The sequence below is a fragment of the Shinella sp. genome (assembly GCF_035998705.1).
Classification (GTDB): Bacteria; Pseudomonadota; Alphaproteobacteria; order Rhizobiales; family Rhizobiaceae; genus Shinella.
This window is the reverse complement of the sequence record NZ_DASYHH010000011.1, coordinates 51,756-75,377: the sequence shown is the minus strand read 5'-3', so window position 1 is coordinate 75,377 and position 23,622 is coordinate 51,756. Positions and strand designations below refer to the sequence as shown.

The window sequence follows — 23,622 nt, the reverse complement described above, 5'->3', positions numbered from 1 at the left end:
TCCCGATGATCGAAGCGATCGCCGCTTCGGCTGGTGGGCAGAAATTCCTGATCCTGCAGATCGACGCCCATATCGACTGGCGCGAAACCCACGCGCGCTGACCTTCGCCCGCCTGATCACGACGGCGCTCGGCGTTCTGGTCCGTCAGGCGGCTTCATTTTCACATGCCGGCGCAGGAATTGGTTCGCTCTCAGACGTCGCGCCGAAAACCTTCGCTGGCGGCGAGCAGGCCGCGGGTATAATCCTGCGTCACCTTGCGCGCTGCGAGGTCCGCAGCCGAGAGCTGTTCCACCGTGCGGCCGTCCTGCATGACCATCAGCCGGTCGCACATGTGAGTGACGACGGCGAGGTCGTGGCTGACCATGACGAAGGTGAGATTGCGGGCGGCGCGCAGCTGTTCGAGCAGGTTCAGCACTTCGGCCTGCACCGAGGCATCGAGCGCCGACGTCGGTTCGTCCAGCAGCAGGATGGAGGGTTCGAGGATGAGCGCGCGGGCGATCGCCACGCGCTGGCGCTGGCCGCCGGAAAGCTGGTGCGAGTAGCGGAAGCGGAAACCCGAGCCGAGACCCACCTCGTCCAGCGCCCGCACGATGCGGATTTCGGTATCGTCGAAGCCATGGATTGCGAGCGGTTCGAGCAGCAGCCGGTCCACCGTCTGGCGCGGGTGCAGCGAGCCGTATGGGTCCTGGAAGACCATCTGGACCGTGCGATAAAAGGCCTTGTCGCGCTTGTTGCCGAGCACCTTGCCGTCGATCGCGATGGTGCCGGCGGAAACGGGCGCAAGGCCGGCGACCGCGCGCAGCAGCGTCGACTTGCCGGAGCCGGATTCACCCACAAGTCCGAAGGAGCCGCCCGGTGCTACGGAAAGGCTGACATCCTCCAGCGCCACGAAATCGTCGAAGGCGACGCCGAGACCATCGATGGCAAGAGCCGGCGTCATGTTCTCCACTCCGGCCTGCGGTCGAGCACCGGCAGTGGGTGACGGTCGGCGCCGATCTCGGGCATGCAGTTGAGCAAGCCACGGGTATAGGGGTGCTGGGCTTCGGAAAGCCTTGCCGCCGGCAACTCCTCCACGATGCGGCCGGCATACATGACGATGACGCGGTCGCAGAAGGAGGAGACGAGCCGCAGGTCATGCGAGATGAAGATCAGGCCCATGCCGCGATCGGCGACCAGCCGGTCGAGGATGGCGAGCACGTCGAGCTGCACCGTCACGTCGAGCGCCGAGGTCGGCTCGTCGGCGATGAGGAGTTCGGGGCCGGCGATCAGCATCATGGCGATCATCGCGCGCTGGCCCATGCCGCCGGAAACCTCGTGCGGATAGAGACCGAAGACGCGCTCGGGATCGCGGATCTGCACGGCCGCGAGCATGTCGAGTGCGCGCTTGCGCGCCTCCGCCCGCCCGACCCGCTCATGCGTGCGGAGCGTCTCGATGATCTGGCGGCCGATGGTCATGACCGGGTTCAGCGAATATTTCGGATCCTGCAAGATCATCGCGATGCGCTTGCCGCGCAGCGCCCGTCGCTCGGCTTTCGAGGCCTTGAGAAGGTCGATGCCATTGAATTCCAGCCTGTTCGCGTCGATCACGCCGTGCTCGGCGGTAAGCCCCATGATGGCGCGGCCGGTTTGCGACTTGCCGGAGCCGGACTCGCCGACGATGCCGAGCCGCTCGCGCCCGAGCGTGAAGGAGACGCCGCGCACCGCCTCGATGACGCCGGTGCGGGTCGGAAAGGAAACGCGCAGATCCTCGACCTCGAGCAGCGCGCTCATTGTCCGCTCCCGCGCGGATCGAGCGCATCGCGCAGGCCATCGCCGAGGAGATTGAAGCCGAGGCTGACGACGAGGATGGCGAAGCCCGGTGCTGCGGCGACCCACCATTGATCGAGGATGAAGCGGCGGCCGGACGCGATCATCGCGCCCCATTCCGGCAGCGGCGGCTGCGCGCCGAGACCGAGGAAGCCGAGGCCGGCGGCGGTGAGGATGATGCCCGCCATATCGAGCGTCACGCGCACGATAAGCGAGGAAATGCAGAGCGGCATGATATGGCGCAGCACGATGCGCCAGGGCGAAGCACCCATCAGCTGTACCGCCAGAATATAGTCCGAGTTGCGCACCGTCAGCGTCTCCGCCCGCGCGATGCGCGCATAGGGCGGCCAGGAGGTGATGGCGATGGCGATGATCGCGTTGCCGATGCCCGGCCCGAGTGCGGCGACGAAGGCGAGCGCCAGCACGAGCTTGGGAAAGGCGAGGAAGATATCGGTGATGCGCATCAGCACCGCATCCACCCAGCCGCCGGCATAGCCGGCGACCGTGCCGACCAGAAGGCCGATGGGCGCCGCGATGACCGCCACCAGCAGCACGACCTGCAAGGTGAGGCGCGAACCGTAGATGAGGCGTGAGAGGATGTCGCGGCCCTGGTCGTCCGTGCCGAGCCAATGCGCCTCCCCCGGCGTCATCAGGCGGGACTTGGCGAGATCGCCGACATAGGGCGAATGGGGGGCGAGCAGCGGCGCGAAGAGGGCGAGAAAGACCATGCCGAGGATGATCAGCAGGCCGAAAACGGCGAGCCGGTTGGCGGTGAACCGCCGCCAGGCGACATAGGCGCGGCCGAGCCGGGCTTGCAGGCGCGATTGCGGCCGGTCGGTCAGGAGCCATTCGCGGCGGGTCATTGCGGTCTCGCTCATCGTGTCCTCGTTCTCGGATCGAGCATGCGGTAGAGCACGTCGGACAAAAGGTTGATGGCGATGAAGACGGAGCCGATCACGATGGTACCGCCGAGCACCGCGTTCATGTCGGCATTCTGCAGCGAATTGGTGATGTAGAGGCCAAGCCCCGGCCAGGCGAAGACGGTTTCCGTCAACACCGACCCCTCCAGCAGGCCGGCATAGGAGAGCGCGATGACGGTGACGAGCGGCACCGCCGCATTGCGCAGCGCATGGCCCCAGATGATCCGGGTCTCCGACAGGCCCTTGGCGCGCGCGGCGACGATATATTCCTGGCCGAGCTCGTTCAGCATGAAGGAGCGCATCATGCGGCTGATATAGGCCATGGAGAAATAGCCGAGCAGTGAGGCCGGCAGGATGATGTGCGAGACGATGTCGCGGAATGCGGCCCAGTCGCCGGTAATGATCGCGTCGAGCAGAAAGAAGCCGGTGACGGGCGTGAACGTATATTCGAACACCACGTCCATGCGCCCGGGGCCTGAAGTCCAGCCGAGGCGGGCATAGAAGACGAGCAGCGCCAGCAGGCCCAGCCAGAAGATCGGCACGGAATAGCCGATGAGCCCGACGATGCGCACCACCTGGTCGACGATGCTGCCGCGCTTGACGGCGGCAAGCACGCCGAGCGGGATGCCGAAAAGCGCGCCGATGACCGTCCCGACCGTGGCAAGCTCCATGGTTGCCGGAAAGACGCGGCGGATGTCGGCCATGACGGGATTCGTGGTGAGCACCGAGGTGCCGAAATCGCCCCTGAGCACACCGGTCATGTAGAGCCAGAACTGCTGGTAATACGGCAGGTCGAGCCCCATTTCCTGCCGAACACGCTCGACCACATGGGCCGGCGCCCGGTCGCCGACGATCGCCAGCACCGGATCGATCGGCACGACGCGGCCGATGAAGAAGGTGACCGCGAGCAGGCCGAGATAGGTGGTGGCGACGACCACGAGGAAGCCTGCTACCGATTTCAGCCGTGCTGAGGCGCGTCGTTTGGCGCGCCCTGCCGGCCTTCGCATTTCAGCCATGCTCAAGGAAGGTCATTCCTTGGAGACCGGCGCGAGCGGGTTGGAATCGAAGCTCGGCCCCAGCCTGTAGCCCTTGACCTTGCCGCGCACGCCCGCGACCTCGATCTGCTGGAAGATCATCACGAAGGGGCTGCTTTCCAGCGCCTGCTGCTGGAGCTTCTCATACAGCGCCGCACGCTTGGCGTTGTCACGCTCCAGAAGGGCCGCCTTGGATTCGGCGGTCAGCTCAGGAATATCCCAGGCGTTGCGCCAGGCGAGCGTCTTGACCGATGCATCGTCGCCATTGTCCGGATTGGAGGTGAAGGCCTCGCCATTCGAGTTCGGATCCCAGTAGTCCATGCCCCACTGGCCGATATAGAGGTCGTGGTTGCGGGCGCGGTACTTGGTCAGCGTCTGCTTACCGTCGCCGGGAATGATCTCGATCTTCACGCCGGCCTGCCCGGCGGTCTGCTGGAAGGATTCGGCAATGCCCGTCACCGGCTGCGTGTTGCGCACGTCGAAGGTAACGGAGAAGCCGTCCTTCAAGCCCGCCTTCTCCAGAAGCTCCTTGGCCTTCGCGACGTCAAATTTGTAGGGGCTCGCATCGAGCGCGCCCAGCACGCCCTTGGCCTGGTAGGTCTGGCGGATTTCGCCGATGCCCTTGATGAGCGTCGCGCCGATCGCGTCGTAGTCGACGAGATACTTGAAGGCCTCGCGAACCTCGGGCTTGGCGAGATTCTCGTTCTTCTGGTTGAGGCTGATGTAATAGACCGTGCCCTTCGGCGCGCTGGTGGTCGTGAGGTCCGCATTCTTCGACACGGCCTCGAGATCACCCGGCTCCAGGTTGCGGGCGACATCGACGTCGCCGGCCTCCAGCATCAGGCGCTGGGTGGCGCTTTCCTTGACGTGGCGGTAGATGACGCGGGTCAGCGCGGGCTTTTCGCCATAATAATTGTCGTTGCGCTCCAGCACGACGATTTCGTTGGCGCGCCAGTCGCGGATCTTGAACGGTCCGGAACCGGCGTAGTTGGTCTTGAGCCAGCCATAGCCGAAATCGGTGTCATATTTGTAGTCGTCGCTCGGCGTCCTGGCCTCGGCGTGCTCCATCACCAGCTTCTTGTCGAGCACGGCGCCGACCGTGGCGGTCAGGCAGTTCAGCACGAAGCTCGGCGCATAGGATTTGTCGACGGTGAAGACGAAGGTGTTTTCATCGACGGCCTTGGCCTTTTCCGTCACGTTGTCGCCCGTCAGGCCGAACTGGGTGAGGATGAAGGCGGGGCTCTTGTCGAGCTTGACGACGCGCTCGAAGGACCAGGCGACGTCCTCGGCGGTGACCGGGTTGCCGGAGGCGAACTTGATGCCCGGCTTCAGCTTGAACGTATAGGTCAGGCCGTCGTCGGAGACGGTCCAGCTGTCGGCAATGCCGCCTTTGACCTTCGTCGTGTCGGCGATGTCGAGGCGCACCAGCATGTCATAGGCGTTGCCGATGAATTCCGCCGGCGACAATTCGAAGGATTCAGCCGGGTCGAGCGTGATCGTGTCGTCGATCGCCCAGGCCTGGACCAGCGTATCCGCCGGCGTTTCCGCGAAGGCCGGCGCCGTGCCGCCGCAGACGAGCAGCAGCGAGAAGGCCGCGCCGGCAAGCAGCGGACGAATGCGGTTCGTAGTCGTTTCCCTGTTCATTGGCGTTCCCCGTTTTCTGACGATAGGACCTCCGGCATCCGCCCGGGCGGATGTCATTATCGTAAGTCAATCATACTATTGACGGCAAAGACAAGGGCTAAACGGGTCGTCGAGGTTGCAGAACCGATCTCGAAACAAGCCTGGCGTGGAAACTGTCGCAGCGCGCCTATGTCATGGACAGGGCATCGACCGCCGCTGAACCCTACCTTGTGTGTCGGTGCAGGACCGCATTCATTGCTGCGATCTGGCAGTCGAGCTCGGCAATGATACCGTCAAGGCTATAGGGCTTCGAGAAGAACCGGGCACGAGGCGGCAGATCCCCGGCCTTCAGATCACTCCTGCCTGAGACGACGATCTGGGCGGCGGTCGGCCGGCATTGGTTGAACAATTCGAGCAGATCGAGGCCGCTCAAGCCACCCGGCAAATCCACATCCGTCACAAGGCCATCGATGCGGGGAAATTTTCCCAGGAGGCCGATCGCCTGCAAGACGCTGGAAGCAGCGAGTGCAAGGTAACCTTCATCTTGCAACGCCTCAATCAGAACGAGCCGGATGAGCGGCTCGTCCTCGACGACGAGGATGGTGTGCTGGTCGGTGGGCATGGCTGTCTCCAGTCCGCATGGTTTCGCACAACAACGTGCATCCCCCGATTTTTCACCTCTCCCCAGGAGGATTGTTTGCAAACAGATTTAATAAAATATGAACTTTCGAAATTGCGCCGCGGAAACGGGATTTGCGCTCCGCGCCCGATGGTAAGGACGACGGTCTCGATGGGGCTCGCTTTGGTGCAGGTTCGAGTTGCTACAGCGGTAGCGTCAAAACGCCCGGAGCCCCGACTGCGGATCGTCAAGCTCGCGCACATCCTCAACCACCTCGAAATCAGATAGCGTGTGACGAGGATGGCGGGGGTCGTCATGCGGCTTCAGCAGGAAGCGGCGTGCAACGTCGAGATAACCGTCATAGACCAGGCCGCCATTGATCTCGATCAGCGCATCCCTGTGCCGATGGTAGATCCGCGGTATTTTGTACCACGGAACGCCCGGCCGCTTGTGATGCAGCACATGCAGGTTGTTGTAGAGGAACAGCAGCCCGAACAGCGGGCTGTTTTCGACGATCGCCGTGCGTTCATCGTGGTGGTCGGCGAAGCGGTGTTCGGCGAACGACCGCAGCCTTGAAAGCGCCGCGCCGATATAGACGAAGCCGAGGAGATAGAGCCAGAACGGCATGTCGCAAACCACGACTACCCACGCCAGAACAGCGGCAACGCCGATCGCGTGGCGCATCCAGAGCGCCGCCCGCCGGCGGTCGCCGCTCATGACGGCCGCCGCTTCCTGCGCAAGAAAGTTCACGATCATCACGAGGGGGCCGAGCGTCAACCGTCCGAGCAGGGTGGTATTCCACGCGGCGAGGCGCCGGCCGATGCCACCCATTCGTTCCCAGGCCGTTTGGGTAAAGTAGGAGGATTCCGGGTCCTCGATCGGATCGGTCAGGTGCTCGTCGCGATGATGCGTCAGGTGGCCCTCGCGATAGATCGAATAGGGCAGCCAGAGGGAGAGCGGCGGCCAGCCGATGGCGTCGTTGATGACGCGGCTGCGGGTGGGATGGCCGTGAATAACCTCATGCTGGAGCGACCCCTGCCAGGCGACCAGCCAGCCGCCCAGAGCGATCACCAGCAGGACGGGAAGCGACTGCCAGAACCAGGTGACGGTGAAAAAGCCGCCGTAGATGACGATGGCCAGCGCCACCGTCTGCCATTCGATGCGGGCTATGCCGGAAAGGGTGGATTGCGCAGGAATTGTATCGGGTGACGTCGGACTGGGCATGGGTCTTTCCGGCAGGGATAAAATGCGAATGAATTCAAACGCCACTATAAAAGCCGGGCGCCGGATGCCGCGCCGCATGGCTTTGCAGCAGAGGCGGGAAAAAGAAAAACGCGTTGCGCAAACCGCCGCCTCGGTGAAATATTTATTCTATGTATTTTATAGATTATTCGCTCTAATCCGCCCACCGGATTGACGAGGCCCCAACCCCGGCGGCCCGGCGCGCAATCCTGGAGGACACACCATGACATTCAACCCCACGCGTCGGCAGGTGCTGGTCGGCGGCGCTTCCATCGCAACCCTCGTGGCGCTCGGCGGCATTCATCCGGCCTTTGCCGGTGCGGACCGCACGAAGATCGTCGTGCGCGTCGACAAGGACCTTTCCAACCTCGATCCGGCCAACCGCTCCGGACCGGTCGATCTCAACGTCATCTGGTCGGTGCAGCAGGGCCTGATTTCCTTCAAGCCGGGCTCGACCGAATGGCAGCTCGATGCCGCCGAAGAGCTGGAGCAGGTGTCGGATACGGAAATCCGCTTCAAGCTGCGCAGCGGCCTCGCCTTCACCGGCGGCTACGGCGACCTGACGGCCGAGGATGTGAAATTCTCCTTCGAACGCTTCATCAAGCTCGACGCCGAAGGCAAGCCTGTCACCTACGCCAAGGACTGGTCCGCGCTCGACCGCGTCGAGGTGACCGGCCCGCTCGAAGGCCGCATCATCCTGAAGAACCCCGCGCCGGCGCTCTATACGATCGCGCTCGCCGATGGCTCGGGCCGCATTCTTTCGAAGAAGGCTTTCGAAGCGCTCGGCGAAAAGGCGATCGCCACAAAGCTGATCGGCAGCGGCCCCTATGTGCTGAAGGAATGGACGCCGCGCGAGCAGTTCGTGCTCGAGATCAACCCCGACTACAAGGGCCCGATCCAGCCGCATTTCCAGCAGATCGTCGGCAAGCCGATCGGCGAGCAGAAGACCGCGGAAATCGCCTTCCAGTCCGGCGAGATCGACTTTACCGCCATCGACCCGGAAAGCGGCAAGGCGCTCGCCGCCCTGCCGGATGCGAGCGTGACGGAAATTCCCGCCATCGACTATGTCTGGTTCGGCCCGAACATCGAAAAGGCGCCGTTCGACGACATCCGCGTGCGCCAGGCCATCCGCCATGCCGTCGATATCGATGCGATCCTGCAGGGTGCCTATTCCGGCATCTATCCGCGCGCCAACGCGCTCCTGGCGCCAACGCTGCTCGGCTACTGGAAGGACGCGCCGGTCCATGCCCGCGACCTGGAAAAGGCGCAGGCCCTGCTTGCCGAGGCCGGCCATTCCGGCGGCTTCAAGACGAAGCTGACGATCGAGGCCAATGCGCGCTACGAGGCGATTGCCCAGATCATCCAGGCCAATCTGGCCGAAGTCGGCATCGAGGTGGAGATCGAGGCGCTCGAATCCGCCGCCTACTGGGCGCTCGGTGAAAACGACGCCAGCAAGGATCTCGAACTGTCGCTGATCAAGTACAACGGCAAGTTCGATCCCGGCTTCCAGACGCAATGGTTCACCTCCGCGCAGGTGGGCCAGTGGAACTGGCAGCGCTGGAAGAATGCCGATTTCGACGCCCTGCACGAAAAGGGCGGCGTGACGGTCGATCCGGCCGAGCGCGAGAAGATCTATATCGAGGCGCAGAAGCTGCTCGACGATTCCGCCGCCTTCATCTGGATCACCCACAACCTCAACGCCTTCGCCGCGCGCAAATGGCTGAAGCCCGGTGTCCTGCCGAATGGCAACAACTGGCTCTACACCGCCTTCACGGAAGCGACGGCCTGATCCGGTGGCTGCTTCCGGAATGACGCATCGGGATGCGCTTCGATGAGGAGCGCGTCCCTCCAGATTCACCTCGCCTTCAAGCTGGCGACGACAATGCTGGCCGTTGCCGGCTCCGTCGTGCTTTTGATGGCGCTGACGCGGCTGATCCCCGGCGATCCGGCCACCGTGATCCTCGGCTCGCGCGCCACGCCTGAGGCCGTTGCCGCGCTGAATGCCCGTATCGGTCTCGACAAGCCGCTGATCGAGCAGGTCTTTGCCTTCTTCGGCCGACTCTTCTCCGGCGACCTTGGCGAGGATGTCTTCAATGGCCGGCCGGTCCTCACCCTCGTTTCATCCGCGCTGCCGAACACCGCCGCGCTTGCGATCTCCGCCATGCTCTGCGCGATTGCCCTCGGCGTGCCGCTCGCCCTCCTCTCCGCCCGCTGGCCGGGCGGCAAGGCGGACAGGCTGATCGCCTTCCTGAGCGTCGGCTTCATCTCGACGCCGAGCTTCGTCGTCTCGGTCTTCCTGCTGATGACCTTCTCCGTCACGCTGCGCTGGTTCCCGGTGCTGGGGGCCGGTGAAAACGGCGATCTCGGCGACCAGCTGTGGCATCTGGTGCTTCCGACCGCGGCTCTTGCCGCCGGCTGGATCGGCTATATCGCGCGGCTGCTGCGCGCCTCGCTTCTGGAAGTGCTCGGCGAAAACCATATCCGCACGCTACGCGCCTATGGCGTCAGCGAAACGAAGATCCTCGTGAAATATGCGCTGAAGCCGGCGGTCCTGCCCACCCTTGCAGTGCTCGGCATGGGGTTTGGCGAGCTTCTGGGCGGCGCGGTCTTTGCCGAAGTGATCTTCAACCGCCCCGGGCTCGGCTCGCTGATCTACGACGCCATCCGCACGCGCAACTATCCCGTCGTGCAAGGCGGCGTCTTCGTCATCGTGCTTCTCTACGTTCTGACGAACCTCATTGCCGACCTCTCCCAGAGCCTGCTCGATCCGCGCGAGCGCGCCCGTCTCGTCTCCGGAGGGGCTCGATAGCGATGAACACGCTTCTCGATCTCTCCCGTCGTCCCGGCGGCACATTCGCGCTCTTTACGGTGACGCTGCTCTGTCTGGTGGCGATCGCGGCCCCGCTGATCGCGCCCTATGGCCCGAACGCCATCGCGCCGGCCAACCGGCTGATGGATCCGTCGCTCCAGCACCTGCTCGGAACCGACCATCTCGGCCGCGACATCCTGAGCCGCATCCTCTACGGCACGCGGGTGGCGCTCGGCATCTCGCTCTCGGTCATCGCCATTTCGCTGACGACCGGCGTGGCGCTCGGGATCGCGGCCGCGCTCTCGCCCCGCGCCATCGATCTCGTCGTCGTCGGCATTTTCGATATCGTCACCTCCTTCCCAAGCATCATCCTGGCCCTGGCGCTGGTCGCCGTCTTCGGCCCCGGCCTGGGCAATGTCGTGCTGCTCGTCAGCATCGTCTTCATTCCGCATTTCGGCCGGGTCGCCCGCGCCCAGACGATCGCGATCCGCAACAGCCCCTTCATCGAGGCGGAGCGCGTGCTCGGGGCGCAGGCCTGGCGGGTGGTGCTGCATCATGTCATGCCGAACATCATCGGCCCGATCTTCGTGCTGGCCTGCATGGATATCCCCGTCGTCATCACCATCGAGGCGGGCTTGAGCTTCCTCGGCCTCGGCGTGCGCCCGCCGCTGGCAAGCTGGGGCAACCTGCTCAACGACGGTTATACCTATCTCGACCGCTCGATCTGGCTCGCCACCTTTTCCGGCCTGGCGCTGATCCTCGCCACGCTCGGCTTCGCGCTGCTGGGCGAGTCCCTGCGCGATACGCTGGACCCGAAACTGAGGAGGGCCCTGTGACGGAACCCCTCGTCAGCATCCAGGGCCTGAACGTGTCGTACCGCGGTGCCGGGGGCACGGCGCATATCCTTGATGGCGTCGACATCACGATCGGCCGCGGGCAATCCGTCGGCCTCGTCGGCGAGAGCGGCAGCGGCAAGTCGACGGTGGCCTTCGCCATGCTCGGCCTGCTCGCCGACAATGCCGAGGTTTCCGCTCGTAGGGCAATCTTCGACGGACGAGCGACAACCTTCGCCGACAAGGAAACGACGGCACTGCGCGGCACCGACATCGCGATGATCTTCCAGGATCCGATGACCGCGCTGAACCCGATGTTCACCATCGGCACCCAGCTCGTCGATATCCAGCGCCGGCGTTTTCCAAGGGATAACCGGCGGACGCTCTGGGCGCGCGCCGAAGCGGTGCTTGCCGATGTCGGCGTGCAGGACGCGGCCCGGCGCATGCACCGCTACCCGCACGAATTTTCCGGCGGCATGCGCCAGCGCGTGGTGATCGCAATGGCGCTCCTGGTCGAACCGAAGCTGCTGATCGCCGACGAGCCGACGACGGCGCTCGATGCGACGATCGAAGCACAAGTGGTGGACGTGCTGCACCGGCTGAGACAGCGTACCGCCGCCTCCATGCTGGTCGTCAGCCATAGCATGAGGCTGATCGCCGAACTCTGCGACAGCGTCGTCGTGATGTATGCCGGAGCGGTGGTGGAAAGCGGCCCTGTGCGCGACGTGCTGCATCGTCCGCGCCATCCCTATACCCGCGCGCTGCTGGCCTGCGAGATAGACCCCTACGCCGCTTTCGACGCCGCGCAGGACCTTGCGACGATCCCCGGCAACGTGCCCGATCCCGCCCGCCGTCCAGAGGGCTGCATCTTCGCCAGCCGCTGCCCCGCAAGCCACCAGCGTTGCAGCAAAAAACCGCCGCACCGGCAGACGGGCAGCGGGCACGCGTTCTCCTGCTGGCTGGAGGCCGCGTGATGGCAACACCCGTTCTCACCCTGAAGGATGCGGTCGTCCGCTACGACAAGCTTGTTGCCGTCGATGGCGTGTCGCTGGAACTCAATCGCGGTGAAACGCTCGGCCTCGTCGGCGAAAGCGGCTGCGGGAAATCCTCCGTCGCGCGCGCCATCGTCGGGCTCCAGCCGCTTGCGGGTGGCACGCTGACGGTTGAAGGCGAGGCCCTGGCCGAGACCTCGGCCCAGCGCAGGATCCAATTGTTGTTTCAGGATCCGGCTGCCTCGCTCTCGCCCCGCATGACCGTGCGCGCGCTTTTGGCCGAGCCCTTGAAAATTCGTGGGGTATACACGCCGGAGAGCTGGGCGCGCGTCGCGGCCCTCGCGGACGGCATCGGCCTGGGCGACCAGCTTTTTACCCGCTATCCGCACCAGCTGAGCGGCGGGCAGGCACGGCGCGTGGCGCTGGTGCGGGCCCTTGCCGCAGAACCCTCGATCATCGTTGCCGACGAGCCGACGGCCGGCCTCGATATCTCCATCCAGGGCGAATTGCTCAATCTGCTGCGGGCGCTCCGCGATCGACTGGGGCTCAGTTACCTGCTCATCTCCCACAATCTCAACGTCGTCGGGCGCGTCACCGACCGGGTTGCGGTGATGTATCTCGGCCAGATCGTCGAAAGCGGGCCGACCGCCGCGCTGTTTCGCGAGCCCGCGCATCCCTATACGCAGGCGCTGCTTTCCGCCAACCTCACGCTCGATCCCGATCGCCGGCGCGAGCGCGTCGTGCTGTCCGGCGAATTGCCGAGCCCGGGCAATCCCCCGTCCGGCTGCCGCTTCCACAAGCGCTGTCCCCTCGCCCAGCCGAAATGCGCAAGCGATGCCCCTGCCCTTCAGGCCGCCACGGGTGGCCGCAGCGTCGCCTGCCACTTCCCGCTTGCTGCGGAACCGGCCGTCTTCTCTCAAGCGATGGCGGGGTAGCCATGGCGCGCAGCATCCCGACCAAGCTCCGCCAGCACCTCGTAATCGGCATCCGCGAGCAGGCTGATGCCGCGCAGCGAGAGCGTGTCGCAGATATCGGCAAGTGCCGGATCGGCAATGGTTTCCGCCAGCGCGCGCCGCAGGATCACCAGGTCCATTGCCGACGTCGAGGCGGCGGTGATAAACGGCAGGCCCGGCCCCTTCGTCGTTTCCGCCAGGATGCGCACGCCCGCGACGCGCTCGGGGTCGAAACGCAGAGTGTTGCCGAAGGTCACGCAATCGATCGCGGCGACATCGGCCGCCCCGCTCGAAACGGCATCGATGCTCGCCCGATGACCGCCGGTCTCCAGCACGGAGGCGAAGAAGCGCCCATCGACCGCATGCGGCGCCACGAAGGCGCGGAAGAGATTATAGCCGGAATTGCTGCCGGGCTCGTTGATGGCGGCCCGCCCGCCCCTCAGGTCGTCGATCGACTGTGCGGACGACGCTGCATTGACGATGATGAAGCTGCATTTGAGCGGACCGTCGCAGCCGGGAAGTCCGTAGACCGGGGAAGCGACCAGTTGCACCTTGCCGCGCAGGTGCTGGACATAGGGATAGCCGCAGGTCTGGCCGAACAGGAGGTCGGGGCGAAGCCACGCCTCGTCGTAGCGGACATCGTCGTCAAGCGCCTGCGGCGCTTCCAGCCCAAAGTCCCGAAGGCGCTTGCCCAGCGCGTCCCAGAACAACCGCGTCGCCTGCGCGACCGGCTCAGGGCTGACATACATGGCGAGGCTGGCGATGGGCATGGGCGAACTCCGGAAATGGCTCAAAAACCTATGCAATACATAGATTTAAACCGCAACGATATTTCTCGCCTGAAAGGATTTGTGCCATGAGCCAGCAAGACACGCACTCCGCCCCGTTGGCTGCAACCGAAATCACCTGCGACGTGCTCGTGATCGGCGGTGGTCCCGCCGGGTGCTGGGCGGCCCTCGAGGCCGCCGGCACTCAGGCAAAGGTCGTCCTGGTCGACAAGGGCTATTGCGGCAGTTCCGGCGCCACCGCCTCCGCCGGCACCCAGATCTGGTATGTCCCGCCCGACCCGGCGGAGCGCGAAACGGCGATGGCAAGCCGCGAGGCGATGGGCGGCTATCTTTCCGACCGCGCCTGGATGGTGCCCGTCCTCGACAAGACCTTCGAAAGCGTCAATCGCCTGGCGGACTGGGGCTATCCCTTCCCCCGCAACGAGGACGGCGAGCAGCAGCGCATCTCCGTGCAGGGACCGGAATATATGCGGCTGTTGCGGCGCCGGGTGAAGAATTCCGGCGTCACCATTCTCGATCACCACCCCGCCACGCACCTGTTGACGGACGACGGCGCCGTCGTGGGCGCAAGCGGCCTGCGCCGGCAGGCGGGCGGGCAATGGACGGTGCGCGCCGGTGCGGTTGTGCTGGCGGCCGGCGGCTGCGCCTTCATGAGCAAGGCACTCGGCTGCGACGTGCTGACCGGCGACGGTTACCTGATGGGTGCCGAGGCGGGCGCAGAACTCTCCGGCATGGAATTCTCCTCCGCCTACGCCATCTCGCCCGCCTTCGCCTCGATCACGAAGACGGCGCTTTATCGCTTTGCGCAATTCTACCGCAGGGACGAAAGCGTGATCGAAGGCGCGGGCTCCGCCCGTGGGCGCTCGATCATCGCCCGCATGCTGCTCTGCGAACCCGTCTATGCCCGGCTCGATCTCGCCGAGACCGAGGAGGTCAGGGCGATCCTGCGGCGTGCACAGCCGAACTTCTTCGTGCCGTTCGATCGCCGCGGCATCGACCCGTTCACCGAGTTCTTCGAGGTGAAGCTGCGCCTCGAAGGCACCGTTCGCGGCACCGGCGGCCTGCGATTGACCGGGCTCGATTGCGCCACCACCGTCACCGGCCTCTATGCCGCCGGCGACAACGCCACGCGTGAACCGATCTGCGGCGGTTTTACCGGCGGCGGCAGCCACAATGCTGCCTGGGCAATTGCCTCCGGCGCCTTTGCCGGTGCATCGGCGGCGGCCTTTGCCCGCGACAACACCAGCGCGGCGAACAAACCGCCGGTTGCCCCATTGCCAGTTGTCGACCAGCCGCGGACCCTGGACCCGCAGGCCATCATCAAGGCGGTGCAGGACGAGGTCTTTCCGCTCGACATCAACTATTTCCGGACTCACGCTGGGCTTTCGGCCTCGCTCAAGCGGCTTGACGACCTGTGGGAAGGCATTGCGACGGCGACAGCAGACGGAGCAACGGCCCTGCAATTACGCCAGGCCCAGGCGATGGTGGCGACGGCACGCTTCATGTATCGCGCGGCCCTGGCACGCACCGAGACGCGCGGCATGCACCGGCGTGACGATTTTCCCCGGCAGGATCCGGCGCAGCATCACCGGCTGGTGCTGCGCGGTCTTGAAGCGATCGTGGTTCGGCAGGAACCGGTCCGGCCCGCGGGATATGCGGAGGCGGCGGAATAATGATCGAGGTCCTCGATACCGACACCTGCACCGACTGCAATCTCTGCGTCCAGGTCTGCCCGACCAACGTGTTCGAAGCCGTGCCGGATGGCCCGCCCCTGATCCTGCGGCAGGCGTCCTGCCAGACCTGCTTCATGTGCGAACTCTATTGCCCGGTGGACGCGCTCTATGTCGATCCGGACGCCGAGGCCGTGCACGAACTGACCGTGGAGGGCGTGCGCGCCGACAATCTCTTCGGCAGCTATAGAAAGACCATCGGCTGGCACAAGGAAACCCGCGACCGCCGCTATATCGACGACCATTTCCGTCTGCCGCAATAGCGGCCGAGGCGATGGACCTACGGCTCAGCCGAATTGCGAACACTCCGCTGGTCAACGCAAGCGGCGGCGGTCGACCTGTCTTGCCATGACGCACATCAGTTCGAACAGGATGGTGGCGCCGGCGATGGCGGTCATGCCCGCGAGGTCGAATGGCGGGGCAACTTCCACGACATCGGCGCCGACCAGGTTCAGACCATCGAGGCGGCGCACCAGGTCCTGGGCTTCCCTCGTCGTGAAGCCGCCGATTTCCGGCGTGCCGGTGCCTGGCGCCATGGAGGGGTCGATCGAGTCGATATCGAAGGTCACATAGGCCGGCGCGTCGCCGACGATGTCGCGAACCTCGGCCATGACGGCCTCGGGACCCCGCGCGCTGAACTCTTCCATGTAGATGATGCGCACACCCTGCGCCTTGGCCCAGTCGTGTTCGTCCGGCGAATAGATCGAGCCGCGAATTCCGATCTGCACCACGCGGCGGGGATCGAGCAGGTTTTCCTCGATTGCGCGGCGGAATGGCGTGCCGTGCGTATACGGGTTGTCGCCGAAATAGGTGTCGTTGGTGTCCGAATGCGCATCGAAGTGGATGAGGCCGACCGGCGCTTTCCTGGCGACGGCCCGCAAGACCGGAAGCGTGGTGAGATGATCGCCGCCGACGCAAAGCGGCAGCGCACCGGCGGCGACGATGTCCGCGACGCCGCCTTCGATGAGCTTCAGGCCGTCGAGGAGATCGATCGGATTGACGGGAAGGTCGCCGACATCGGCGATATTGGCGATCTTGAACGGCTCCGTCTTGAAGACATGATGGGTGCTGCGCATGAGGCTGGACTGGTTGCGGACTTCGCGGGGTCCGTGGCGCGCACCGGCCCGGTTGGTCGTGCCGCCGTCCCAGGGAATGCCTGCAAGCGCGATGTCGAGCCCTTCGGCCGAGGCGACGGCGGGCAGCCGCATGAATGTCGCATGGCCTGCAAATCGCGGCACCTTGGCGGCATCGACCGGCTGGTGGAATTTTTCTCCCATGATCAAAGTCCTATTTGAATTCTTCGTTGATGATGTCGATCATCCGGCCGACGCTGTCGGCCAGGAGCCATTCGCCCTTTTCCGCCGTCGAGCCTTCCGTCATGGACAGGACCCCGGACGGCGGCACTTCGACGGGCGGTTTGGGAAAACGGTCGTAGGGCCGGAATTGTGCCGGCCCATCATGCAGGGCGCGGGTAAGATCGACGAGGTCCGGCCGGATCGCCAGCATAAGGGAGGTCTCGAGCACGCTCGCATGTTCGAGTTCGATGCCGGGATAACCGTCGGGGAAGATGCGCGCGATGGTCTCGGGCCGCGCGAATTCCCAATGATCCATCCGCAGGATCGTCAGGTCCTCCGTCTTGTCGCGGCCGATGACGTCCAGCGCCAGTTCGATACCCTCGATCGAGGGCCAGATGTTTTCGTAATGTCCGTTGAGGACGACGATCCGCCGGACCTTCTGCCGATAAAGATCGACGAGGATATCCCGCACGACGAGCGAGAACGTATGGGCCGACAGGTTTATGGTGCCGGGGAAGGCCGGGCCGCCGCCCGAGCGCGGCTGCGAGCGGTTGCCATAGGGAACCGTCGGCGCGACAAGGCCGCCCACCGCCGTGGCGACGCGCTCGCAGATCGCCGTGGGAATGACGACGTCAACGTTGAGTGCCATGTGATGGCCGTGCTGTTCGGTGGCGCCGAGCGGCAGGAACACCGGCGCTCCCGCGGCGATTTTCGCTTCGGCCTCGGGCCATGTGTGGTCCGCCAGGAATACGGATTCGTTCATCTTGTTTCTCCCTAAAACATCGCCGCGCCGCAATTGGCGCCAAGGCATTGACCCGTGAAGAGCGTAGCACCCGGCCCTGCCAGGAACACGACGCTCGCCGCCACCTCGTCCGGGCGGCCGATCCGGCCGAGCGGGTTTGCCGTCTCCGCGGCTTTCTGCTCGGGCGTGAGATTGCCGAAGTCGAGCAGCGGCGTATCGGTGGGACCGGGTGCGACGGCATTGACCAGGATGCGGGGCGCAAGCTCGCGCGCCCAGGAGCGGGTCAGGCCAAGAAGCGCCGCCTTCGTGGCGCAGTAGACCGAGGCATTGGCGCGGCCGAGATAGGCGAGTTCCGACACGATGTTGATGATCCGCCCGCCTTCCGGCATGTGCGGCAGGCATTCGCGCGCCACCAGGATCGCCCCTCGCACGTTGACGGAGAACATCCGGTCGATATGCGCGGCATCGATGTCCGCAAGCGCTTTTTCCTCGAGGATCCCGGCATTGTTGACGAGGATATCGACCTTGCCGAGGATCGCCACCGCGTCGGCGACGGCCTTCCGCACGCTCTCCTCGACCGTCAGGTCGCAGGCGATGATTGTCGTGCCGTTGTCGGGCACATCGCGGTCGAGCCCCACCACGGTCACGCCGGCCGATCGCAATGCCAGTGCGCTGGCGTGGCCGATGCCGCGCGCCGCCCCGGTAACAATCGCGGTCTTTCCCTTCAACACGTTCACCACGGCACTTCCCCCCTATCCACACCGAGCGACTGGCCCGTAATATTGGCGGCGCGGTCCGATGCCAGGAACAGGTAGGCCTCGCGCATGTCCTGCGGCTCCATCAGCCCATCGAGGGCCTGGCCGGCGACGATCTCCTTCAACAGGCCGTCCTCGTCCGTCTCGCGGGCGGCGGCCATCAGGGTGAGCGATCGCATCGAGGCTTCGGTGCGCACCCATCCGGGGCATACGGCGTTGACGCGGATGCCGAGCGGGCCCAGTTCCTTCGCCCAGGTCTTGGTCAGCCCGATGATCGCGTGTTTCGAGGCGACATAGGCGTCGAACTGCGCCTCCGCCACGCGGCCCCAAATCGACGCCGTGTTGACGATCGCGCTTCCCGGCCGCATGCGCGCGATCGCACGGCGGGTCACCATACCCGTGCCGATGACATTGATCTCGATGACGCGCCGGAACGTGTCTTCGACACGATCGCTCTCGGACACCAGGGGCGTCATGCGCTCGTAACCCGCATTGTTGACCAGGACGTCGATCCGGGAGATCGCGCCAAGAGCCTCCTCGATGGCCTGGGGCTCTGTGATGTCGGCCCGGTGGGCTTTGGCGCCGAGCTGGCGGGCAGCCTCGAACACGCCCTCGTCATCGGCGATGATATGGACGTCCGCGCCCTCACGGACAAAACCGCCCGCCACGCCGAAGCCGATCCCCCGGCTTGCTCCGGTTATCACGACGGTCCTGTTTTCGAACATGCCGGTCACATCATGTCTCCTGTTTCATTGCGGATGAGATGGAGCACATGGTTTCTGAGCTCGAAGAATGCGGGAGACTCGCGGATATCCAACGTCCTCTCCGTCCCGAGCCGCGCGACCACGTCGATATCGGCAACGACCCGCGCCGGCCGGCGGGAGAACAGCACGATGCGGTCCGCCAGGAACACGGCCTCTTCGACGTCATGGGTGACGAAGATCACGGTCTTCTGCTCGCGGTTCTGGATGAGCCGCAACTCCACCTGCAGGCGTTCGCGCGTCAGGGCGTCGAGCGCGCCGAAGGGTTCGTCCATGAGGAGCACGTCGGAGCCGGCGGCAAGCGTTCTGGCGATCGCCACGCGCTGGCGCATGCCGCCCGAAATGCGGTTCGGATAGGTGCTTGCAAAATCCTCGAGCCCGACGAGTTTGAGATAGTGCAGCCGGCGCCGGGCCTTCTCGCCGGCCGTAAGGTCTTTGCGATAGCGCATCCCGAAGCCGATGTTTTCCCCCACCGTGAGCCAGGGAAAGGAGGAATAGGACTGGAAGACCATACCGCGGCGGCGGTCCGGCTTGTCGACGACCTCGGATTCCAGGCGCACGCAGCCTGCCGACGGCGTGTCGAGGCCCCCGACCATGCGCATGAGCGTGGTCTTGCCGCAGCCCGAAGGGCCGAGGAAGACGATGAACTGGTTCCGGTCGATCGACAGGTTGGTCCGCGACACGACGTCCACCAGCCCGAATGCCTTGGAGACATTGTCGAAGTGAAGATAGTTCTGGGTCATCCTGGCCTCACAGATAACGGAAGACGCGGCGATGGATCATGCGCAGCAGCTGGTCCGTGACGAGACCGATCAACCCGATCACGACGACGCCCGCTATGACCTCGGGCGTTTTGACGAAGCGGCGGGCGGTCCAGATGATGTAGCCGATGCCGGAATCGGCCGCGACGATCTCGGCGATGATAACGTAGGTCCAGCACCAGCCGAGCGTGATGCGCATATTGTCGAGCAGCGACGGCGCCATGGAGCGCAGCGCGACATCCCGCATCACATGCCCGGAGTTCGCGCCGAGCGTGCGGGCCACCTCGACGAACTCGTTCGGCACGCGCCGCATGTCGTCTGCGACGAACAGCACGAGCTGGAAGAACGTGCCGAGCCAGAGCAGGAATATCTTGGTCGATTCCCCCACACCGAACCAGATGATCGACAGCGGCACGAGGGCGGGCACCGGGAGATAGCGAACGAAGTCGACGATGGGTTCGAGTGCTGCGCCGACGATGCGATAGCTGCTCATCAGGATGCCGATCGGGATCGCCATGACGGCCGCGATGAGAAACGCGCCCCAGACGCGCGCCGCCGATATTCCCGTATGGTACAGCAGGGACTGCTGGGTGATCAGGTTCCACAGGGCGACGAACACGCGGCTCGGCGCCGGCAGGAACTGCGGACTGATGAGACCGCCGCGCGCGGCGGCCTCCCAGACGAGAAGCAGGGCGGCCGCGGCCAGCGCACCGACGGTGGCCTCGACCAGCGGGCTCGACCTCGCCCGGAAGACGAACAGATTTGTGAACATTGAGGGACCGGAAAGGTTGGGCACCAGCGCCTGCCCTTGCAGCCGCTGGTGCTGGGTTATCCGAGGGTCGATTATTCGGCGCCGGTCACGGTGCTGATGATCGAATTGTCGATCTGTTCTTCGGCAACCAGCTTGTTGTCCGCCGCACCGTTTTCCAGGTTGAGCGCCATGACGGTGTCGAAGATCGCGCCGAGCGTGCCCAGCTTGCCGTCCGTGCCCATATAGGCCTTGGATTCCGCCAGGCTCGTATAGGAAAGGCTGCTTTCCACGACGCCGGTGACCTCGGCCGGGGTCAGCCCGAACTCCGGCGCCACCATTTCGGCGAATTTCGCGGGCTCGGCCTTGATGAAATCGACCGCCTCGTAGAGGCAGGCGAGGAACTCGGCATATTTCTTCGGGTTCGCCTTGAGGTCGTCGTTGCGGGCGATGATGGCATCGACGATGAGGCCACGCTTGTCCTTCGACGAGAGAAGCACCTTCGCGCCGGAACGCGTGGAGTTCAGGACGGCTTGGGACATGAAGGGCTCATAGGTCGCGATGGCGGCAATGCTCTCATCGGCGAAGACGGCAGCAGTGTCGGCCGTCGCAATGTCCTTGATCTGGAGGTCGGCAAGCGAAAGCCCGGCCTCCTTGAGGGCTGCCTGCAAAAGCAGGCGCGAGGGAATGTTCAACTCCGAGGCGACGGTCTTGCCCTTCAGGTCGGCGACAGAGGTTATCTTGTCGTCCGTGATGACGCCGTCACCGCCCACGGATTCGTCGATCGTGCCGATGATGATGCCGGGCGTGTCCTTGTCGCGCGGGCGGCCCTGGTATTCGCCGACGGAGCGCATCTGCACCTCGATATCGCCACGCGCCATCGCCGCCATGACATTGGCGAGATCGTCCTCGAACTTGATGCTGACGTCGAGGCCGCGGGCCGTAAAGCAGCCGTTCTGGATGCCCACATGGACGGGCGCAAAGCCGAGCCAGGTCGGCGCGAGGATACGGATCTGCTCGGCGCTCTGCGCGGCAGATGCGGTTGAAGACAACAGGATTGCAGCTGTGGCCAGTCTGGTGAAAGCGTTCATTTTGTTCCCCTTGAAATTTATGAGGACAGCCTGCCACGCGGTACATTGAAGTAAATCAAATTGTTTGCGACCATGCATCGAAGATTATCAATGTGAGGTGCCGATGCGCAGATTGGACAATATCGATATCCGCCTCCTGCGGGTGTTCGTGGCCCTGGCGGATGCACGCGGCTTCGCCGACGCGCAGATTGCGCTCAACCTCTCCCAGTCGACGCTGAGCACGCATCTAGCCGAACTGGAAAAGCGCATCGGCGCGCAGCTTTGTCTGCGGGGAAAACAGCAGTTTCGCCTGACGGAGGCCGGCCAGGCGACCTATGACGCGGCGCAGCAGCTCTTCCTCGATCTCGACGGTTTCACCCGGCGGGTCAGTGCCGCACGCGGCAGCCTCGCCGGCCGGCTGCGCATCGGCGCCTCCGACGGCATCTATACAAGCCCGCAACTGGGCCTCCAGCACACCATCCGCCGCTTTCTCAAGGACGACGCCGATGTCTTCCTGGAACTGACGCTCGCCATGCCGTCCGAGCTTGAGCAGAAGGTGGCCGACGGGGACCTCGATATCGTCATCGGCCCCCTGTCCCAGAAAGCCCCGAGTGTGACCTATCGCGATTTCGCGACGGAACCGCACTCCCTCTATTGCGGCGCTGCGCATCCGCTCTTTGCCCGGAACGACCGGGACCTCGACATGAAGGACATCGAGAACAGCCGGTTCTGCGTGCGGCGCTACCGGCATTTCGACGACCTCTATATCGTCGGCCATCCCCGCGCCAGCGCATCGGCGGTGGAGATGGAAGCACAAGCCATGATGATATTGTCAGGCCATTTCATCGGCTTCCTGCCCTGCCATTTTGCCGAGCCCTGGGTGAAGACCGGCAAACTCAGACCCTTGAAGAAGGGCACCTTCGATTTCTCCTCCACACATCGCATTGCTTACCGGACGGCAAACGCGGCCAACCCTTTGGTCGTCGCGTTCCTGCATGCCTTGGTCGACCCGGCGCGATGAGGTGGAGAGCGGCGTTCAAGCCTACGATTGCGGCAGCAGCACCGAAAGGCCCGTCGAGCGATCGAAGAGGTGCAGGGTCTCGCCGCTGGCTGAGAAAACAACCGGCGCTCCGGTCTTCGGCCGGCTGCTTGCAGGCACGAGGGCGCCGATTTCCTTGCCGCCGACGAGGAAGGAAACAAGGGCGCTATCCCCATGGAATTCCACGAGATCGGTGATGCCGGCGAGCGTGTTCTCCCTGTTGTCTTGCGAAGAGGCGGCTGACAGGGACGACGGCCTCACGCCGAGCGTATAGCCATGCCCCTCCTTCAGACCGAACCGGTTGCGATCGACCCGGAAGCGCAGGCCATCGCCTTCGAGCAGCCAGTCCTGGCCGTCGGAACGGGCTGTGACGTCAAGGAAATTCATGTTGGGCGTGCCGATGAAGCCGGCGACGAAGAGCGTGCGCGGGCGCTCGTAGATTTCCGCCGGCGTGCCGACCTGCTCGATCGCACCACCTTTCATCAGAACGATACGGTCGGCCAGCGTCATGGCTTCGAGCTGGTCGTGCGTGACGTAGATCGTGGTGGTCTTGAGATTCTGGTGCAGGCGGGCGATCTCGACACGCATGTGGTTGCGCAGCTTGGCATCGAGGTTGGAAAGCGGCTCGTCGAAGAGGAAGACGCGCGGCGTCTTGATCATGGCGCGGGCGATGGCCACGCGCTGCTGCTGGCCGCCGGACAACTCGGTCGGCTTGCGGGAAAGATATGGCTCCAGTCCAAGCGTCGCAGCGACCGTCTTTATGCGGCTGTCGATCTCCGCCTTGTTGACCTTCATGCGCTTCAGGCCGAAGGCGATGTTGTCGTAGATCGTCATATGCGGATAGAGCGCATAGTTCTGGAAAACCATCGCGACGCCGCGGTCGCGTGGCTCGAGATCGTTGACCGTGCGTCCCGCAATCGACACTTCGCCGCCGGAAATGTCTTCCAGTCCCGCGATCATGCGCAGGAGCGTGGACTTCCCGCAGCCGGAGGGACCGAGAAAGACGACGAATTCATGCTCGTCGATCTCCAGGTTGAAGTCCTTGATGACATTGACGGCCCCGTAGGCCTTGTCCACATGGGAGCAGACGATGTTGGCCATG

The 23,622-nt window shown here is 64.5% G+C and carries 25 protein-coding genes; 9 read left to right on the top strand and 16 right to left on the bottom strand.

All coding sequences use genetic code 11. The annotated features are described in order from the left end of the window. Window positions 1-190 precede the first annotated feature (190 nt). From VGN93_RS09430 to VGN93_RS09400, 7 genes are all read right to left on the bottom strand, one after another. Complete coding sequence (locus VGN93_RS09430; RefSeq protein ID WP_327507281.1) at window positions 191-940, bottom strand: ABC transporter ATP-binding protein; 750 nt, start codon at window positions 938-940, stop codon at window positions 191-193. After that, window positions 937-1,770 carry an ABC transporter ATP-binding protein gene (locus VGN93_RS09425; RefSeq protein WP_327507280.1) on the bottom strand — a complete coding sequence of 278 codons (834 nt, stop codon included), beginning with the start codon at window positions 1,768-1,770 and terminating at the stop codon, window positions 937-939. Before VGN93_RS09425 ends, VGN93_RS09430 begins: the two co-directional genes overlap by 4 nt. After that, the gene (nikC, locus tag VGN93_RS09420) at window positions 1,767-2,684 is read right to left on the bottom strand and encodes a nickel transporter permease (RefSeq protein ID WP_327507279.1); all 918 of its coding nucleotides are present in this window, start codon (window positions 2,682-2,684) and stop codon (window positions 1,767-1,769) included. The genes VGN93_RS09425 and nikC overlap by 4 nt, the downstream gene beginning before the upstream one ends. Beyond that, window positions 2,681-3,742 (bottom strand): ABC transporter permease, encoded by a 1,062-nt coding sequence (locus VGN93_RS09415; protein ID WP_327507278.1) that lies wholly within the window; start codon window positions 3,740-3,742, stop codon window positions 2,681-2,683. Before VGN93_RS09415 ends, nikC begins: the two co-directional genes overlap by 4 nt. A gap of 12 nt (window positions 3,743-3,754) precedes the next feature. Then, entirely contained in the window at window positions 3,755-5,404 is a 1,650-nt protein-coding gene (locus VGN93_RS09410) for an ABC transporter substrate-binding protein (protein WP_327507277.1), read from the bottom strand. Between the two features lie 202 nt (window positions 5,405-5,606). Continuing rightward, window positions 5,607-6,005, bottom strand: coding sequence for a response regulator (locus tag VGN93_RS09405; RefSeq protein WP_327507276.1), 399 nt, complete (start codon window positions 6,003-6,005; stop codon window positions 5,607-5,609). Window positions 6,006-6,218: 213 nt separating this feature from the next. Next, window positions 6,219-7,226, bottom strand: a complete 1,008-nt coding sequence (locus tag VGN93_RS09400) for a fatty acid desaturase (RefSeq protein ID WP_327507275.1) — start codon at window positions 7,224-7,226, stop codon at window positions 6,219-6,221. Between VGN93_RS09400 and VGN93_RS09395 the strand changes: the two genes are divergently transcribed. The 6 genes from VGN93_RS09395 to VGN93_RS09370 are packed head-to-tail and all read left to right on the top strand — an operon-like array spanning window position 7,225 to window position 12,813. Continuing rightward, complete coding sequence (locus VGN93_RS09395; protein ID WP_327507274.1) at window positions 7,225-7,419, top strand: hypothetical protein; 195 nt, start codon at window positions 7,225-7,227, stop codon at window positions 7,417-7,419. The two genes, VGN93_RS09400 and VGN93_RS09395, sit on opposite strands and share 2 nt — an antisense overlap. Before the next feature lie 48 nt (window positions 7,420-7,467). Then, a complete protein-coding gene (locus tag VGN93_RS09390) occupies window positions 7,468-9,033 on the top strand; it encodes an ABC transporter substrate-binding protein (protein ID WP_327507273.1) in 1,566 nt (521 codons plus the stop codon). Between the two features lie 42 nt (window positions 9,034-9,075). Beyond that, window positions 9,076-10,053 carry an ABC transporter permease gene (locus VGN93_RS09385; RefSeq protein ID WP_327507272.1) on the top strand — a complete coding sequence of 326 codons (978 nt, stop codon included), beginning with the start codon at window positions 9,076-9,078 and terminating at the stop codon, window positions 10,051-10,053. Between the two features lie 2 nt (window positions 10,054-10,055). After that, window positions 10,056-10,889, top strand: coding sequence for an ABC transporter permease (locus VGN93_RS09380; protein ID WP_319315499.1), 834 nt, complete (start codon window positions 10,056-10,058; stop codon window positions 10,887-10,889). Further along, the gene (locus VGN93_RS09375; RefSeq protein ID WP_327507271.1) at window positions 10,886-11,860 is read left to right on the top strand and encodes an ABC transporter ATP-binding protein; all 975 of its coding nucleotides are present in this window, start codon (window positions 10,886-10,888) and stop codon (window positions 11,858-11,860) included. Before VGN93_RS09380 ends, VGN93_RS09375 begins: the two co-directional genes overlap by 4 nt. Beyond that, entirely contained in the window at window positions 11,860-12,813 is a 954-nt protein-coding gene (locus tag VGN93_RS09370) for an oligopeptide/dipeptide ABC transporter ATP-binding protein (RefSeq protein ID WP_327507270.1), read from the top strand. The genes VGN93_RS09375 and VGN93_RS09370 overlap by 1 nt, the downstream gene beginning before the upstream one ends. On the opposite strand, the gene VGN93_RS09365 is transcribed toward VGN93_RS09370, so the two are convergent. After that, entirely contained in the window at window positions 12,795-13,601 is an 807-nt protein-coding gene (locus VGN93_RS09365; protein WP_327507269.1) for a phosphate/phosphite/phosphonate ABC transporter substrate-binding protein, read from the bottom strand. The genes VGN93_RS09370 and VGN93_RS09365 overlap by 19 nt on opposite strands. A gap of 86 nt (window positions 13,602-13,687) precedes the next feature. Between VGN93_RS09365 and VGN93_RS09360 the strand changes: the two genes are divergently transcribed. Then, the gene (locus tag VGN93_RS09360) at window positions 13,688-15,292 is read left to right on the top strand and encodes an FAD-binding protein (protein ID WP_327507268.1); all 1,605 of its coding nucleotides are present in this window, start codon (window positions 13,688-13,690) and stop codon (window positions 15,290-15,292) included. Next, window positions 15,292-15,612: a ferredoxin family protein gene (locus tag VGN93_RS09355; RefSeq protein WP_327507267.1), complete on the top strand. Its 321-nt coding sequence runs from the start codon at window positions 15,292-15,294 to the stop codon at window positions 15,610-15,612. Before VGN93_RS09360 ends, VGN93_RS09355 begins: the two co-directional genes overlap by 1 nt. A 51-nt stretch (window positions 15,613-15,663) precedes the next feature. On the opposite strand, the gene speB is transcribed toward VGN93_RS09355, so the two are convergent. From speB to VGN93_RS09320, 7 genes are all read right to left on the bottom strand, one after another. Beyond that, window positions 15,664-16,626 (bottom strand): agmatinase, encoded by a 963-nt coding sequence (gene speB / locus VGN93_RS09350; RefSeq protein ID WP_327507266.1) that lies wholly within the window; start codon window positions 16,624-16,626, stop codon window positions 15,664-15,666. A 10-nt stretch (window positions 16,627-16,636) separates the two neighbouring features. After that, the gene (locus VGN93_RS09345) at window positions 16,637-17,407 is read right to left on the bottom strand and encodes a creatininase (RefSeq protein ID WP_327507265.1); all 771 of its coding nucleotides are present in this window, start codon (window positions 17,405-17,407) and stop codon (window positions 16,637-16,639) included. Between the two features lie 11 nt (window positions 17,408-17,418). Next, the gene (locus VGN93_RS09340) at window positions 17,419-18,123 is read right to left on the bottom strand and encodes an SDR family oxidoreductase (protein ID WP_327507264.1); all 705 of its coding nucleotides are present in this window, start codon (window positions 18,121-18,123) and stop codon (window positions 17,419-17,421) included. Further along, window positions 18,120-18,866, bottom strand: coding sequence for an SDR family oxidoreductase (locus tag VGN93_RS09335; protein ID WP_327507356.1), 747 nt, complete (start codon window positions 18,864-18,866; stop codon window positions 18,120-18,122). Before VGN93_RS09335 ends, VGN93_RS09340 begins: the two co-directional genes overlap by 4 nt. 5 nt (window positions 18,867-18,871) lie before the next feature. Then, complete coding sequence (locus tag VGN93_RS09330; RefSeq protein WP_327507263.1) at window positions 18,872-19,645, bottom strand: ABC transporter ATP-binding protein; 774 nt, start codon at window positions 19,643-19,645, stop codon at window positions 18,872-18,874. Window positions 19,646-19,652: 7 nt separating this feature from the next. Next, the gene (locus tag VGN93_RS09325; RefSeq protein WP_319315473.1) at window positions 19,653-20,435 is read right to left on the bottom strand and encodes an ABC transporter permease; all 783 of its coding nucleotides are present in this window, start codon (window positions 20,433-20,435) and stop codon (window positions 19,653-19,655) included. 71 nt (window positions 20,436-20,506) lie between these two features. Further along, entirely contained in the window at window positions 20,507-21,502 is a 996-nt protein-coding gene (locus tag VGN93_RS09320) for an ABC transporter substrate-binding protein (protein WP_327507262.1), read from the bottom strand. Window positions 21,503-21,605: 103 nt separating this feature from the next. Here VGN93_RS09320 and VGN93_RS09315 point away from each other — a divergent pair, with 103 nt between their 5' ends. Continuing rightward, window positions 21,606-22,502 (top strand): LysR family transcriptional regulator, encoded by an 897-nt coding sequence (locus VGN93_RS09315; protein ID WP_327507261.1) that lies wholly within the window; start codon window positions 21,606-21,608, stop codon window positions 22,500-22,502. Window positions 22,503-22,523: 21 nt separating this feature from the next. Here VGN93_RS09315 and VGN93_RS09310 read toward each other — a convergent pair whose 3' ends face one another. Further along, window positions 22,524-23,621 carry a sn-glycerol-3-phosphate ABC transporter ATP-binding protein UgpC gene (locus VGN93_RS09310; RefSeq protein ID WP_327507260.1) on the bottom strand — a complete coding sequence of 366 codons (1,098 nt, stop codon included), beginning with the start codon at window positions 23,619-23,621 and terminating at the stop codon, window positions 22,524-22,526. Between the last annotated feature and the right edge of the window lies 1 nt (window position 23,622).

Coding starts and splice junctions, on each gene's coding strand:
- VGN93_RS09355 (WP_327507267.1), top strand. CDS start 15,292: ATGATCGAGGTCCTCGATACCGACACCTGCACCGACTGCAATCTCTGC.
- speB (WP_327507266.1), bottom strand. CDS start 16,626: ATGGGAGAAAAATTCCACCAGCCGGTCGATGCCGCCAAGGTGCCGCGA.
- VGN93_RS09430 (WP_327507281.1), bottom strand. CDS start 940: ATGACGCCGGCTCTTGCCATCGATGGTCTCGGCGTCGCCTTCGACGAT.
- VGN93_RS09365 (WP_327507269.1), bottom strand. CDS start 13,601: ATGCCCATCGCCAGCCTCGCCATGTATGTCAGCCCTGAGCCGGTCGCG.
- nikC (WP_327507279.1), bottom strand. CDS start 2,684: ATGAGCGAGACCGCAATGACCCGCCGCGAATGGCTCCTGACCGACCGG.
- VGN93_RS09425 (WP_327507280.1), bottom strand. CDS start 1,770: ATGAGCGCGCTGCTCGAGGTCGAGGATCTGCGCGTTTCCTTTCCGACC.
- VGN93_RS09315 (WP_327507261.1), top strand. CDS start 21,606: ATGCGCAGATTGGACAATATCGATATCCGCCTCCTGCGGGTGTTCGTG.
- VGN93_RS09385 (WP_327507272.1), top strand. CDS start 9,076: ATGAGGAGCGCGTCCCTCCAGATTCACCTCGCCTTCAAGCTGGCGACG.
- VGN93_RS09320 (WP_327507262.1), bottom strand. CDS start 21,502: ATGAACGCTTTCACCAGACTGGCCACAGCTGCAATCCTGTTGTCTTCA.
- VGN93_RS09395 (WP_327507274.1), top strand. CDS start 7,225: ATGGGTCTTTCCGGCAGGGATAAAATGCGAATGAATTCAAACGCCACT.
- VGN93_RS09415 (WP_327507278.1), bottom strand. CDS start 3,742: ATGGCTGAAATGCGAAGGCCGGCAGGGCGCGCCAAACGACGCGCCTCA.
- VGN93_RS09390 (WP_327507273.1), top strand. CDS start 7,468: ATGACATTCAACCCCACGCGTCGGCAGGTGCTGGTCGGCGGCGCTTCC.
- VGN93_RS09400 (WP_327507275.1), bottom strand. CDS start 7,226: ATGCCCAGTCCGACGTCACCCGATACAATTCCTGCGCAATCCACCCTT.
- VGN93_RS09345 (WP_327507265.1), bottom strand. CDS start 17,407: ATGAACGAATCCGTATTCCTGGCGGACCACACATGGCCCGAGGCCGAA.
- VGN93_RS09330 (WP_327507263.1), bottom strand. CDS start 19,645: ATGACCCAGAACTATCTTCACTTCGACAATGTCTCCAAGGCATTCGGG.
- VGN93_RS09360 (WP_327507268.1), top strand. CDS start 13,688: ATGAGCCAGCAAGACACGCACTCCGCCCCGTTGGCTGCAACCGAAATC.
- VGN93_RS09405 (WP_327507276.1), bottom strand. CDS start 6,005: ATGCCCACCGACCAGCACACCATCCTCGTCGTCGAGGACGAGCCGCTC.
- VGN93_RS09325 (WP_319315473.1), bottom strand. CDS start 20,435: ATGTTCACAAATCTGTTCGTCTTCCGGGCGAGGTCGAGCCCGCTGGTC.
- VGN93_RS09335 (WP_327507356.1), bottom strand. CDS start 18,866: ATGTTCGAAAACAGGACCGTCGTGATAACCGGAGCAAGCCGGGGGATC.
- VGN93_RS09310 (WP_327507260.1), bottom strand. CDS start 23,621: ATGGCCAACATCGTCTGCTCCCATGTGGACAAGGCCTACGGGGCCGTC.
- VGN93_RS09380 (WP_319315499.1), top strand. CDS start 10,056: ATGAACACGCTTCTCGATCTCTCCCGTCGTCCCGGCGGCACATTCGCG.
- VGN93_RS09370 (WP_327507270.1), top strand. CDS start 11,860: ATGGCAACACCCGTTCTCACCCTGAAGGATGCGGTCGTCCGCTACGAC.
- VGN93_RS09410 (WP_327507277.1), bottom strand. CDS start 5,404: ATGAACAGGGAAACGACTACGAACCGCATTCGTCCGCTGCTTGCCGGC.